The sequence below is a fragment of the Bacillus sp. 01N42_2 genome (assembly GCF_056399565.1).
The window spans coordinates 90,184-103,251 of the sequence record NZ_JBFTRO010000003.1 but is presented as its reverse complement, the minus strand read 5'-3'; the positions used below and the strand labels follow the sequence as shown (position 1 = coordinate 103,251).

Here is a 13,068-nt window from a genome sequence, read left to right as displayed (position 1 = left end):
GCTGAATGGCCGAGAGGGATTCCCCCCTCAGCTATTCAGCTTTGTCAGCTTTGTCAGCTTCAATCGTAATGATATGATGGCTGTCGATTTCTTTTACTGTAAATGTGTACCCTTCAAAATCAATGGTGCTTCCGGGTTTTGCATCAATATGCTGAGTAAGGAACCAGCCCCCGAGTGTATCGACTTGATCGGCCGTAATCTCAGTTCCGAGTACGTCATTGACGTCACTTATCAGCAATTTGGCGTTGAGAAGATAACGGCTGTCTCCAAGCTTTTGAACGGAAGGTGTCTCATCCGTATCAAATTCGTCCCGGATCTCGCCGACGATCTCTTCAATGATGTCTTCCACGGTTACTAATCCCGCGGTTCCGCCGTACTCATCAATGAGAATGGCCATATGGGCGTGTTCTCGCTGCATTTTAACGAACAATTGATAAATCGGGATCGTCTCAATCACGTGGATGGCCGGCTGAATGTAAGGGCTGAGCTCGTGTTTTGTAAACGATGCCCCTTCAGACAGGAATCTGAATAAAACTTCTTTTATATTGATGATGCCGACAACATGATCTTTATCTCCCTTTACGACAGGATACCGGGTATATTTATTTGTTTTGATAATGTCGCGGAGCTTATGTCCTGATCCGCTGTCTAACGGCAGGCTCACCATTTCATTCCGGGGCACCATGATTTCTTTCGCAGTGCGCTTATCAAATGTGAAAATGTTATTTACGTAATGCAGCTCGCTTTTTTTAATCATGCCGCTTCGGTAGCTTTCAGCAAGCAGCACCCGCAATTCTTCTTCCGTATAAGCCATTTCATGTTCTGAAGCCGGCTTCAAGCCGAACAGGGCTGTAATCAGGCGGGCGGAATGGTTAAGCAGCCAGATGAACGGAAACATTAACTTATAAAACAAAATGATCGGTCTGGCAAACAAAAGCGTAATCCGCTCGGCTTTTTGAATGGCAAAACTTTTCGGGGCGAGTTCACCGATGACAACATTCACATATGTAACAAGCAAAAATGCGATAATCAGCGACAGTACATGGGAAACCGCTTCATGAAGCCCGGTTTTTAAAAATAACGGCTGAAGCATTGCTTTGACTGTCGGTTCACCAAGCCAGCCGAGTCCCAAGGCGGTTACGGTGATGCCCAATTGGCACGCCGATAAATATTCATCAAGGTGTGTAATGACATGCTTGGCTGCTTTTGCCCCTTTCACACCTTCCTGAATGAGCTGATTGATGCGGGAGCGCCTTGCTTTAACGATTGAAAACTCGATGGCGACAAAACACGCCGTTAATAAAATAAATAGTACGATGGCAGTCAGTTTGATGATATACAATGTAACGCCTTCCGCGAAGGAAGGCTTGCACCTCCCTTTTTTCGGAATAATACCACTCTGGAAAGCTGCTCAAACATCAAACCTGGTTTAGCCAACTTCATTTACGGTAATTAAAAACAAGAAAGCGAAACTGGAGGCTGACAAGAGATGAAGATACATTCGGGGACGGACTGGTTTTGGTACCAGCTCGGTCCGCATGAAAAAGCGGAAGCAAAAAAAATGATCCACCACAATCACTGGCCGCAATGCGAAAAGTGGTTTGAACATGAAAATCATATAAACTTTCTGCGTGCAGATACAAATGATCAAAATAATGAAGCAGTTTTCGGATCTTTAATCTATCATCAAGGATTAGATGATGAAAAAAACCATACCGTATTTCACTTTTATATTACGAGAGACTTCTTTTTTACGATTAATTTTGATTTTTCGCTGCTGCGCGGTGTAAAAGAAAAGCATGCCACACAGCAGATTCAAACCTGTGAAAATCCGATTGAAGGCTTTTTTGTTCTGCTGGGAGAGCTGATGAATTCCTATCTGATCGGACTGGATGAATTTGAAGTCAAGCAGCGGACGCTCAAATGGCAGATTCATGATGACAACAGCAAAGGAATCTTGGAAAACGTGCATAAGCTGCGCCATGAGCTGTTCATTTGGAAAGGCCTGATACTGGGGGCTAAAAAAGTGGAAATGGCTTTAAAAGAAGCGTTTCTTCCGAAAAATGACAGGCAGAAAGATTACCTCAGGGCTCATCAAAAGATGGAAAGAGGGATTACATATATCAATGAGTTCGATCAGGAGCTGAGCAATCTGCTGCATGCCGAGGAAGTCATTACCTCTCAAAGAGGAAATGAAATTGTAAAAGCATTGACGATCTTTACAACTCTCTTTACACCGATGACGGCGCTTGGCGCTCTCTGGGGAATGAACTTTGATAATATGCCGGAGCTTCATTGGAAATATTCGTATATTTGTTCCATCGTGCTTATTATCGTATCAACCCTGCTGATTTACATTTATCTGCGGCAGAAGGGCTGGACAGGGGATATTCTGCGGGAGAATCAAAAGAAATATTTGCGGAAAGAGAAGAAACGCTAAGAAGAGCAGGCACATGCCTGCTTTTTTGGCGGCCGAAAATGACTGAATGGTTCCGGATTTCATTCAGTAAATCAATATCATGCAGCTGATTTTTGATCTTTTTACGTTTTACACTGTGTAAAAAATATTATTTCTCTTTTGCCGGCTCTTGTCTATTTGATTTACAATACGTGTCGGAAGGAGGGAAATCTTATGGAGAATATAGAAACATACAGCAGGAATATTATAAACGAGGCCTATACGGCAAGAGCTTCAGATATACACATTGTGCCGCGTGAAAGGGATGCTTTCATTCATTTTCGCATTGGTCATGCTCTTGTGAAAAAAAGAGTTTTAAAAAAAGAGGAATGCGTAAGGCTTATTTCTCATTTTAAGTTTTTATCGGCGATGGATATAGGAGAAAGACGAAAGCCGCAAAACGGATCATTGTCTCTGCCGCTTCCATCTGAAACCGTTCATTTAAGGATGTCAACCTTACCGACAATGAATGATGAAAGTCTTGTCATCAGGCTGTTGCCTAAGCGGCAGATTCCCCCTCTGGATAAACTGTCCTTATTTCCGGGGGCAGGCGCCGCACTATTGTCCTTTCTGAAGCATTCCCACGGCTTGATTCTTTTTACCGGTCCGACCGGATCTGGAAAAACGACCACTCTCTACTCACTTGTCAATTATGCAAAACGGCATTTTAACCGGCGGATTGTCACGCTTGAAGATCCCGTAGAAACGAGAGATGAAGATGTTTTACAAGTTCAGGTGAATGAAAAAGCCGGAGTCACATACTCCGCCGGTTTAAAAGCGATTTTAAGACATGACCCCGATATGATCATCTTAGGGGAAATCAGGGATGCCGAGACGGCTGAAATCGCAGTCCGCGCGGCTATGACGGGGCATCTTGTTCTTTCAAGCCTGCATACAAGAGATGCTAAAGGCGCTATATACAGGCTGCTGGAGTTTGGGGTGAACATGACGGAAATTGAACAAACCGTTATTGCCATTGCCGCTCAGCGTCTGGTTGATTTAACGTGTCCGTTTTGCAAAGCGGAAAACTGCTCCGTGTACTGCCGGCTTTATACGCAGACGCGCCGTGCGGGAATCTATGAACTGCTTTACGGGAAAAATCTCACTCAATGCTTTCAGGAAGCAAAAGGAGAGCACGCCAATTTTCAATATCAGACGCTCCGCAGGCTGATCCGAAAAGGAATCGCGCTCGGCTATGTCACGACTGACAACTACGATCGGTGGGTGTATCATGAAGCGGATTAAAAGAACCTGGCCGTTGAAGGATCAAGCGGCTTTCTTGAAAAGGCTCGGTGAAATGACCGAAAAAGGGTACAGTCTGATCGAAGGGCTCAGACTGCTGAAACTCCAGCTTCATAAACGCCAGCTTGCAGAGCTGACGGACGGAATCCGCCGGCTGAGGGAAGGCGATGCGTTTTACGAAGTGCTTGAGGCATTGTCTTTTCATAAAGAAGCTGTCTCTATCTGCTATTTCGCGGAAAAACACGGAGAATTGCCCGGAGCGATGAAACAAAGCGGCGAATTGTTACAGAGAAAGCTCATGCAGACGAATCAAGTCAAAAAAATGCTCCGGTATCCGATGTTTTTAATCTGCTCCGTCTTTGTCATGTTTTATATTCTGCAAAGTATGATCATCCCGCAATTTTCAGGGATTTATCAATCAATGAATATGAATACTTCCGGTTGCGTCAGTTTCATTTTTTCGTTTTTTCAGCATTTTCACGAAGCTTGCGCACTGGTGCTGTCAGCCGCTCTCAGCTTGTTTTTGTTCGTTTGGTTTTTATGTAAGAAAAAATCCCCGCAAGACAAAATGCTTATCGTTGTGAAAATCCCCTTAATAGGAAAAGCAGCCGTTCTTTTTAACAGCTACTTTTTCTCTTTACAGCTCAGCAGCCTTCTGAAATCCGGTCTTTCTATCTATGACAGCTTAACGGCTTTTAAGGAACAATCTTTTCTGCCTTTTTATCGTGAAGAAGCGGATATGCTCATTACACGTTTGAAAGCAGGTGAGACAATAGAATCCGCTCTTTCCGGGCATCCGTGTTATGAAAAAGATCTAGCGGCTGCAGTCAGCCACGGACAGGCAAACGGCAGGCTTCATCGCGAGCTTTATACGTACAGTCAGTTTATGATGGAGCGCCTTGAACAAAACGCGGAGAAGTATACAGGCATTCTCCAGCCTGTCATTTACGGCGTGGTGGCCGGTATGATTCTGATTGTCTATATGTCAATGCTGATGCCGATGTACCAGATGATGAACCAAATGTAAGGGAGTGCTTCGTCTGAAAAATCAAGATGGATTTACTTTAATTGAAATGCTGATCGTATTATTTATCGTTTCAATTCTGCTTTTAATAACGATTCCTAACGTTACAAAACATAATCAAAGCATACAGCATAAAGGCTGTGAAGGACTGCAGAATATGGTGAAAGCCCAAGTGACGGCGTACGAAATAGACCATGAAGGAAGAATGCCGGATATGAAAGACTTACAGTCAGAGGGATATATCAAAAAGAATACAGCCTGTCCGAATGGAAAACAGATCTTAATTAGCGGCGGGGAAGTTACAGTTGAACAATAACAGGCTGACAGAAAGCGGATTCACCCTTCTTGAAAGCCTGATTGTGTTAAGCCTGGCGTCCGTTCTGCTGACGGTCTTGTTCACGGCGCTTCCGCCGGTTTATACCCATCTGGCCGTTCGGCAAAAAACGGAACAGCTCCAAAAAGATATCCAGCTTGTTCAGGAAACGGCTGTCGCAGAGCATAAAAGAACAAAAATCATTTTTCTCCCAAAAGAGCATAAATACAAGTTCCAGTCAGCCGGAAAGGCTGTCGAGCGTTCATTTGATTCGCTTCATATTACACTTATGACCTTGCCGGAGAGTCTTGAATTTAATGAAAAAGGCCATCCGAATTCCGGCGGAAAGATTCAATTGAACCACGCAGGGGTCACTTATGAAATAACAGTTTACCTAGGGAGCGGAAATGTCCATGCAGAACGGAAATAAAGGGTTCTCTACTATTGAAACACTATCAGCAATGGCCATTTGGCTGTTTCTTATGATTTCTATCGTTCCGGTCTGGACGGACATGCTGACGGATAATTTGAAAACAGAGGAACGTCAAAAAGCGCGCCAGCTTCTCCAGGAACGTATCAGCGCTTATATGATGTCCGGAAAAAAGCAGCCGTCTTCCGGTGTGACGTGGAAGGAGGATGGTGATTATTATAAAGTTTGTACGGCTGTCCGCGGCGAAAAAGAAATGTGTCTCAGCATTCTCAAAACAGACTGGCTTTACGCTTCTTAATGTTTTGTTTTCCTTGGCAGTCTGTCTCTTCTTATCAAGCACCCTGAGCCCGATTTTACATTTGTTTTTATCAGGCCAAAGCGATAACGGCGGAATAGACAGCCGGGAGTATCATATTGCCGTTCAGCAGATTATGAATGAATGTAAACAGGCAGAGACTGTAAAGCCGGCGGACAGCGGACGGGCATTAAGCTGCCGGAAAGCAGGAGGCGAAGAAGTGCGTTTTGAAATCTACCATATGATGATAAGGAAAAGAGTGAACGGAAAAGGCCACGTGCCGATCCTGCATCATGCGGCATCTTTAACGGCTGGTGTGAAAAACGGCCTGCTTTTATTAGAGATCTCAAGCGATACAGGTAAAAAGAATCAGGCAGCCATTCCGGTTTACAGCTCTTTAAAAGGTGATTAAATGTACAAATCTGACGGGTTTATATATCCCGCGGTTCTGTTTGTTTCTGCCGCGGTTTTACTTGTCATCAGCTATACTTCATCTGATTTCATCACCCGAAAAACCTTTGCAAAAGAGGCCGGGGAGTACTGGATCGGTGAGAACCTGCTTCAAAACGGCGCGCTGCTGTCAAGCCGTCATGTGATAAAGGGACAAAAGGACCGAACCGATACACATCGTTTTCCGTACGGAACCGTTTCCTTTCAGATCACCGAAAGCGGTAACCCGGAAGCGGTTCAGGTTACAATTCAGGCGGAAACAGCGTCAGGGACGAGACGGGAGGTTCACCTTTTGTTCAATCAGAAGAAGAAACAGCTGATTCGATGGACAGAAGTATAAAAAAGAGGCAGCGGGACAACACTTCATAGTAAAGACAGCAATATGAGGTGAGAGCCGTGAAAACAAACGATTATGTAAAATATATGACTGAGCAATTCGTTAAATATTTCGATACGCCGAAACAGGAACGGAAAGAGCGAAAAGAAGTGCGGAAAGAAAAGAAAGTGCCGGCTTCCCAGCACTGGTTCGGAATATTGCCGTATGGTTTTAAGCTGTGGATGCAGCGGAAAAAATAAAGTGTAACACACGAAGGTCCTCCTGATACAGGAGGCCCTTTATTGGTATTCCTCAATGACGGCAATTTTATTTACTTTTTGGCTGTAGGGATTAAAAGAAATCGTAACAAACACACCAAATTCTTTAGCGCCTTCCCGCAATGTCAGGTGGTATTGTTTTACCGCTTCATCTGTTCTTTTACGGTCCCACACCTTTTGAATAAATAACGTTTGAGCGAGCGGATATCTTTTTTTAGCTTCTTTTTCCGCGATTTTTTCCCATTTTGATTTATGGTGAACAGCATAGTAAGGCGCCGCTTCCGCCTGATCCATTCCTGAAACCCCGAAAACAAGAAGAGAAAGGCAAATCAGACTTTGTTTGATCATCATTCTTCGTCCTTTCGCTGTATATGATTTCCAATTTGTTCTGAACACTTCATTATTTTCTCACATTTTATTAGAAAAAATTCCAAAAAGGTGTGTAATTTGGAGCAAAACGATGTTTTTAAAAGATTATATTCTTAAAAACGAACAATTTGACCGTTTTTGACATTTTTCAAGACGATAAACCTTGATTATACTTTGTTTGTGCAGTTCTTTAAAAAGAACGATTGTTATATTTATTAACAGTTTTACAGGGGGTAAGGCATGTTCCGATTGTGGCGAATGGAGAAAAGGGGTAAGGGGAGATGGAGGATAATGCTGTTTTTGCGGCTTACGTTCATTTTCTGCCTGTCCGTGACGATATGTGCTCAGTTTACGGGTGACACGAGTTCCTCCTTTAATGATGTGAAAAGCTTCAGTCTTCCGGTTCAAACGTGCGGAGATTTTCGATATTCAGATGACAATTGCCGTTATGACGAACGCTGGGATCAAAGTGATTTACATATAACAAATCAAACTGATACGTCGGGCGCCGTGTGTGCGCCGCTTCAACTCTATGCCGAGCTGGAGAATAAGGGAAAAGAGCGGACTGTTTCTGACTGGAGGTGGGAACTCCATAAAATCGCCTCTCAGCAACAGCCTCTGCAAAACGGAAATGTTGTGGATAAAGGGCTTATTACTGATAAAAAAAGCAAAACGATTTATAAAATTGAGTCAAAGCGGGCCCTGCAGCCAGGCATATACGCATTCAAGGTTTACAAGCCTGAAGGGTATCCTGCGAATGATGAAAAGTATGAGTGGTCAAAACCGATGAAGCTTGTCAAATGCCAGGAAAAGGCGACGGCTTCCGATCAGAAGAAAACAGAAAAACAACCGGCTGAGCCGGTAAAAGAAAGCGGGGAAGAACATGAAAAGAACGCTGAAACTGATCAGTAATATTTTGTATGCCGTCATTTTCAGTTTGATTATTGTGCTGACGTTAACGGTGATCTCGACCCGGGCTTCCGGCGGTGAGCCGGCCATCTTCGGCTATACGCTGAAATCCGTGCTGTCGGGTTCAATGGACCCGGAATTTAAGACGGGTTCGCTCATAGCGGTAAAGAAAATTTCTGACGTGAATGATTTAAAAAAAGGCGATGTCATCACTTTTACACAAAATGACGGATCAGCCGTAACACACAGAATTATCGGGATCACAAAAAAGGGCGGGCACCTGATGTTTGAGACAAAAGGAGACCATAATGCCGCTCCGGATGCCGCTCCTGTTCAAGCTGAAAACGTGGCGGCTCAGTATACGGGATATCAGCTTCCGTATGCGGGATATGTCATACATTTGGCAAGCCAGCCGATCGGAACGGCGATTCTGCTAATCGTTCCCGGCGTCATGCTTTTGATTTACTCAATAACAGTTATTGTCAGCGCTCTCCGCGATATCGAGCGGAAGACGAAAGCGCTGGAAGAACATGCGAAAAACGGGACGATGTCCACATGAATACAGTTGCAACCTGGCGACAGGATTTGATAACAAAAAAGAAAAACTAGGGGGAATACAAACATGGGTATGAAAAAGAAATTAAGCTTGGGCGTTGCCTCAGCCGCACTTGGTTTAGCATTAGTTGGAGGAGGCACATGGGCCGCATTTAATGATGTGAAGTCGACGGACGCCACATTTGCGTCAGGAACGCTTGATTTATCAGCTAAAGAACAATCAGCCAATGTCAATTTGTCAAACTTAAAACCAGGTGATAAATTGACGAAAGATTTTGAATTCAGAAATAATGGTTCGCTTGCCATTAAAGAAGTGCTGATGGCTTTGAATTTTACTGACTTCAAAGGAGCGAAAAAAGGAAACGAATCTGCGGAAGATTTCCTCAGCCAGTTTGAGATTACGGTTCTGACAGTCGGCAAAGAAGGCGGCAACGGCTATCCTAAAAATATCATTTTGAAGGCAGCCAGCCTGAAAGACTTATACTTAATGTCAACAAAACAGGATAAAGCAGCTGCCGAAGCGATCAGCAAACACATTGATCCGAAATTCCTGAGCGAGAGCGGAAAAGTCAATGTGGCAACCATTAACGGCAAGACGGCGCCTGAGTATGACGGAGTTCCGAAAACGCCTGTTGATTATGATCAGGTGCGGATGGAAATCCAATTTAAAAATGATACCGCAAAAGGTGCGGACGGACTGAGTGTCCAAAACAAATTCCAAGGCAATGCGATTTCTCTTCAATTCTCTTTTGAAGCGACGCAATGGAACGGCTTGACCATTACAAAAGATCATACGGATAAAGACGGTTACGTGAAGGAAAACGAAAAGGCTCACAGTGAGGATAAAAACTAATCCGAACGTCGGGCAGATAAAAGAGGAGTTGTGCACATATGGCGGCACTACTCCTCTTTTTGCGATTTTCTCCATTTTTGATAATCTAAAAATTCACGAAATTGTTTTTTTGATACCCCGGATGTCATCGCATCACGAACTAATTTCTCCCATTCACTATCTAATTGACCATCGTATTCGGTTTCATGTTTTTCATCAAGTAAAGTATGAACCGAGACGTCCAGAACAGCGGAGACTTTTTCTAGAAATTGAATGGAGGGGTTCGTCTGTAAATTTCGTTCTATTGAGCTTAAATAAGACTTCGCTACCCCAGCTTTTTCAGCTAGTTCTGATAGTGAGTAGCCTTTTTCTTTTCGGTATTGTTTAATACGCTGGCCAATCAATGTCATCACCTTCCTTGTGATATTATAGCACATTCAGAAAGGATTTACGGTATGACTTCTGGCGGCCTGGATATGTTGAGAAGACTTTTTATGCGAATGCAGGTATTTGCGTATTTCTTCCAGGCTGATATTTGCTTTTTGAGCTTCTAATATCAGCTCAACCCATTCCTTATCTAATTGCGAAAATTCCATTTTTGCATTTTTCATGCATTTTCTCCTCCTAAAATACTTGTTTATGTATTTCAGCCAATCCGCCCATGACCTTATCTTTACATGTCTGGAAGTGATTCATCGCATGCGAAACGCCAGAAATTTTTTCTATATACTTTTATTATAATATAGAATTTCCAGAAAAAACGGGAAAGGTGTCGAATGGATAACGCTTATCCAGAAAAATTACTTTGCAGGAAAAATAAACCGCCGTTTTCAATCTGAATATGAATTTTCGGCTGATATAAGGCTTTCAGCGCTTGTTTTTCCAAATGGTATTCCTCAGGTTTTTCTTCTGTCTGCTCATAAAACTGATCGAGCAGCCTGAGGTCCTTTTTCCATCTGGCGATCGCGCTGTCAGCCCAGTCTGACGGCTCTTTGGCGGCAGCGTCTTTTAAGTAATGCTCCATCCTTTTAATTCCGCTTTCCGGCTTAATCATCGGCGATATGGTAAAGCAATAGTCTGATATTTGTGATGTCATCGGCAGAGGTGCAAGCTTCTGCTGAAATCCCTCAACGATTGTTCCAGAAACAAGATGCAGGCCTAAAGACAAAAGTCTGTCTTTTTTCATGTCGGATTGGTATGAAATCACTACATTTAATCCAAGCCAGGGCTGAAGCGGCACTCTGGCTCCGGCTGATACAATTTTCTCATATATTCTTGTAAATCTCCCATTTTGTTTAACTGCTTGAAAGATTTGAAAGAGGCGCGGGGCTCCAAAGTAAATAAACTCGCCGTCCATATCCTCCGGAGCCGTTTCTTTATCAGTGATGAACGTAATCTTCATCGGGTTCGGTTCGCCGCCCGTTTTTTCACGCCAATGCCAATAAAACGGGCGGTTCATAATTTGTTTGTCCATCTCGACCGTCAACTGAACCGTCATAAAACCCGGCCCGTGTTCAGTAATCGGGCAGTGGTTCGCTTCAAAAAAGCGCAGTAAAAATTGGTGAACCTCCTGCTGTCTCATGTCGCGCTTCCTCCTTTTAGATTAAGAGCCTTTTTTTCTGGCGGGTTTTTCCGTACCGTACGATAAGAAAGAGGTAAGGTTGTCCATTTTGATCCGCATTTCTTCCTCTGTCAGCGAGTGGCATAAAATATCATGTAAATGATCTTCAAAATTGCTCACTTTGATTTTTGTTAAAATGTCATCTAGTTCTCCGACGACATTTTCAAATAAATGAATTTTGTCATACAAGAGTTTTAAGATATGCTCTTCCACCGTATGTTTTGTCGCCATATTGTAGATGTGGACATCTCTTTCCTGACCGAGTCTGTGAATCCTTCCGATTCTTTGTTCAAGCCGCATCGGGTTCCACGGGAGGTCATAGTTGATAATATGGTTGCAAAATTGCAGGTTGATTCCTTCCCCTCCGGCTTCTGTAGCGATCAGGACCTGCACTTTGCCGCGGAAGAGATCCTTCATCCAGTCTTTTTTTCCGCGCTTAAATCCGCCTCTGAACGGAACGGAGCTTATGCCGTTCTGCTGAAGGAACCACTGCAAGTAGATCTGTGTCGCCCGATACTCAGTAAAAATAATGACCTTGTCATTAATCTTTTTAATCAAGTCAACAACTTGAATCGCTTTTGAGTTTTGCGTGACTTGATTGATGCGGTCCATTAAATTGGCGATCGTCTGTTCATCGAAAGCGGGCGCTTGTTTGTCTTTTTGATCAAGCATTTTTTTAAGCGTCATATACACGGCTTCCCTGCTTGAACAGCACTCCCGTTGCAGCGTCATAATGGAAAATGCGCTTGCGGGCTTTTCTGTGCCGTTTTTCAGTGCGTTAATGTCATCGTAGAGCGCCTGTTCCGTCGGTGAAAAGGTGATCGGCACTGTTTCCACGTGGCGCTTCGTCCATGTAAGGCCGGTGTCGCTCCGCGTGTTGCGGATCATCACTTTATTGACGAGCTCTTTCAAATGCTCATGAGCGTCAATCCCGTCCTTTTGATTGAACGTTTCTTGAAATCCGCTTTCATTTCCTAAGTGGCCGGGTTTTAACAGTGACACTAAATTGAAAATTTCTTCGATCCGGTTTTGAATCGGGGTCGCCGTCAGAAGCAGGCAGTATTTCTTCACAAGACTTCTCGCAAATTCATAATTTTTCGTTTTGCTGTTTTTGAGCTTATGCGCTTCGTCAATAATGACGAGATCATACGGAATCGAAAGCACAATCTCCTTGTGAGGCGAACGCTTGGCCGTATCAATAGAAGAAACGACGATATCGCACTGTTCCCACACATAGCTTTTTTTCTGTTCAACAGCGGGTATTAAAAACTTCTCCTGAAGCTCTTTCACCCACTGGGACACGAGTGATGCCGGCACAAGAATCAGGATTTTTTTGGCCAGCCCGCGAATCATGTATTCTTTTAAAATCAGTCCCGCTTCGACCGTTTTTCCGAGCCCCACTTCATCAGCCAAAATCGCTTTGCCGTTCATTTTTTCAACGACTTTCTGCGCGACTTCAAGCTGATGGGGAAGCGGAGTGAAATCGGGCAGGTATAAAGGAGCCCTCAACCCTTCGAATTCAGGAATGGCAAGGGTCTGCTGGACTTCAGCCGACAGTTTGTACATCTCCCAATTTGACCAGGGACCGTCCGTTTTCAGCCGCTCAGAAAACTCTCCCGGCCAGTTTGCATCAAATATGATCTCTGCTGTCATATGTAACAAAACCGCCTTTCTTTTAAAAAACTGATTTATCATCATTTTTGTTGCCGGACGTAAGTGAGGGTGGTAGGATATAAGTAATCATTTCACTAAAAGATATTGCTTTAGTATGTCCATAACAATTGGTAAATATGAGCGAATGACAGCAAGGGGAGAGACTCGGACGAAAAATGTGCATCCGGGCGCCGAAGGAGCAAACTGCGGAGTGAATCTCTCAGGCAAAAGAACTCTTGCTCGACGCAACTCTGGAGAGTGTCTGCGATTTGAAGCAGCAGACCACCAAAGGGGACGTCTTTATGATGTTTTCATAAAGTAAA

Annotated in this window: 18 protein-coding genes and 1 riboswitch; of the genes, 12 read left to right on the top strand and 6 right to left on the bottom strand. The window is 43.8% G+C overall.

Annotation, left to right across the window (positions count from 1 at the left end; genetic code table 11):
• Positions 1–31: 31 nt before the first annotated feature.
• Positions 32–1,342: a hemolysin family protein gene (locus AC1DN5_RS07995; protein ID WP_366969163.1), complete on the bottom strand. Its 1,311-nt coding sequence runs from the start codon at positions 1,340–1,342 to the stop codon at positions 32–34.
• Positions 1,343–1,489: 147 nt separating this feature from the next.
• Between AC1DN5_RS07995 and AC1DN5_RS07990 the strand changes: the two genes are divergently transcribed.
• The 9 genes from AC1DN5_RS07990 to AC1DN5_RS07950 all read left to right on the top strand — a co-directional run bounded on the left by AC1DN5_RS07990 (position 1,490) and on the right by AC1DN5_RS07950 (position 6,788).
• Positions 1,490–2,440 (top strand): magnesium transporter CorA family protein, encoded by a 951-nt coding sequence (locus AC1DN5_RS07990; RefSeq protein ID WP_049627017.1) that lies wholly within the window; start codon positions 1,490–1,492, stop codon positions 2,438–2,440.
• Between the two features lie 192 nt (positions 2,441–2,632).
• Positions 2,633–3,703 carry a competence type IV pilus ATPase ComGA gene (comGA, locus tag AC1DN5_RS07985; RefSeq protein ID WP_047475626.1) on the top strand — a complete coding sequence of 357 codons (1,071 nt, stop codon included), beginning with the start codon at positions 2,633–2,635 and terminating at the stop codon, positions 3,701–3,703.
• Positions 3,690–4,727, top strand: coding sequence for a competence type IV pilus assembly protein ComGB (gene comGB / locus AC1DN5_RS07980; protein WP_327815250.1), 1,038 nt, complete (start codon positions 3,690–3,692; stop codon positions 4,725–4,727). Before comGA ends, comGB begins: the two co-directional genes overlap by 14 nt.
• A gap of 4 nt (positions 4,728–4,731) precedes the next feature.
• Entirely contained in the window at positions 4,732–5,040 is a 309-nt protein-coding gene (gene comGC / locus AC1DN5_RS07975; protein WP_327815252.1) for a competence type IV pilus major pilin ComGC, read from the top strand.
• Entirely contained in the window at positions 5,030–5,467 is a 438-nt protein-coding gene (gene comGD / locus AC1DN5_RS07970) for a competence type IV pilus minor pilin ComGD (RefSeq protein WP_326351356.1), read from the top strand. Before comGC ends, comGD begins: the two co-directional genes overlap by 11 nt.
• A complete protein-coding gene (gene comGE, locus AC1DN5_RS07965; RefSeq protein WP_049627015.1) occupies positions 5,451–5,765 on the top strand; it encodes a competence type IV pilus minor pilin ComGE in 315 nt (104 codons plus the stop codon). The genes comGD and comGE overlap by 17 nt, the downstream gene beginning before the upstream one ends.
• The gene (gene comGF, locus AC1DN5_RS07960) at positions 5,674–6,174 is read left to right on the top strand and encodes a competence type IV pilus minor pilin ComGF (protein ID WP_327815254.1); all 501 of its coding nucleotides are present in this window, start codon (positions 5,674–5,676) and stop codon (positions 6,172–6,174) included. The genes comGE and comGF overlap by 92 nt, the downstream gene beginning before the upstream one ends.
• Positions 6,175–6,552 (top strand): competence type IV pilus minor pilin ComGG, encoded by a 378-nt coding sequence (gene comGG, locus AC1DN5_RS07955; protein ID WP_327815256.1) that lies wholly within the window; start codon positions 6,175–6,177, stop codon positions 6,550–6,552.
• Between the two features lie 56 nt (positions 6,553–6,608).
• Positions 6,609–6,788 (top strand): YqzE family protein, encoded by a 180-nt coding sequence (locus AC1DN5_RS07950; RefSeq protein WP_016938971.1) that lies wholly within the window; start codon positions 6,609–6,611, stop codon positions 6,786–6,788.
• A 39-nt stretch (positions 6,789–6,827) separates the two neighbouring features.
• Here AC1DN5_RS07950 and AC1DN5_RS07945 read toward each other — a convergent pair whose 3' ends face one another.
• On the bottom strand, positions 6,828–7,157 hold the full coding sequence (locus AC1DN5_RS07945; RefSeq protein ID WP_016938972.1) for a DUF3889 domain-containing protein: 330 nt from the start codon (positions 7,155–7,157) through the stop codon (positions 6,828–6,830).
• Between the two features lie 258 nt (positions 7,158–7,415).
• Here AC1DN5_RS07945 and tapA point away from each other — a divergent pair, with 258 nt between their 5' ends.
• The 3 genes from tapA (at position 7,416) to tasA (ending at position 9,492) form a co-directional block, all read left to right on the top strand.
• On the top strand, positions 7,416–8,087 hold the full coding sequence (gene tapA / locus AC1DN5_RS07940) for an amyloid fiber anchoring/assembly protein TapA (RefSeq protein WP_327815259.1): 672 nt from the start codon (positions 7,416–7,418) through the stop codon (positions 8,085–8,087).
• On the top strand, positions 8,059–8,643 hold the full coding sequence (sipW, locus tag AC1DN5_RS07935) for a signal peptidase I SipW (protein WP_016938975.1): 585 nt from the start codon (positions 8,059–8,061) through the stop codon (positions 8,641–8,643). Before tapA ends, sipW begins: the two co-directional genes overlap by 29 nt.
• Before the next feature lie 63 nt (positions 8,644–8,706).
• Positions 8,707–9,492 carry a biofilm matrix protein TasA gene (gene tasA / locus AC1DN5_RS07930; protein ID WP_016938976.1) on the top strand — a complete coding sequence of 262 codons (786 nt, stop codon included), beginning with the start codon at positions 8,707–8,709 and terminating at the stop codon, positions 9,490–9,492.
• 47 nt (positions 9,493–9,539) lie between these two features.
• Here the strand turns inward: tasA and sinR are convergent, their stop codons facing one another.
• The 4 genes from sinR to AC1DN5_RS07910 all read right to left on the bottom strand — a co-directional run bounded on the left by sinR (position 9,540) and on the right by AC1DN5_RS07910 (position 12,745).
• Positions 9,540–9,875: a transcriptional regulator SinR gene (gene sinR, locus AC1DN5_RS07925; protein WP_003226345.1), complete on the bottom strand. Its 336-nt coding sequence runs from the start codon at positions 9,873–9,875 to the stop codon at positions 9,540–9,542.
• A 33-nt stretch (positions 9,876–9,908) separates the two neighbouring features.
• A complete protein-coding gene (gene sinI, locus AC1DN5_RS07920; protein WP_016938977.1) occupies positions 9,909–10,082 on the bottom strand; it encodes an anti-repressor SinI in 174 nt (57 codons plus the stop codon).
• A 176-nt stretch (positions 10,083–10,258) separates the two neighbouring features.
• Positions 10,259–11,053: a YqhG family protein gene (locus tag AC1DN5_RS07915; RefSeq protein ID WP_045926713.1), complete on the bottom strand. Its 795-nt coding sequence runs from the start codon at positions 11,051–11,053 to the stop codon at positions 10,259–10,261.
• Between the two features lie 21 nt (positions 11,054–11,074).
• Positions 11,075–12,745: a DEAD/DEAH box helicase gene (locus AC1DN5_RS07910; RefSeq protein ID WP_045926712.1), complete on the bottom strand. Its 1,671-nt coding sequence runs from the start codon at positions 12,743–12,745 to the stop codon at positions 11,075–11,077.
• A 145-nt stretch (positions 12,746–12,890) separates the two neighbouring features.
• Positions 12,891–12,991: riboswitch (glycine riboswitch) on the top strand.
• Positions 12,992–13,068: the final 77 nt, after the last annotated feature.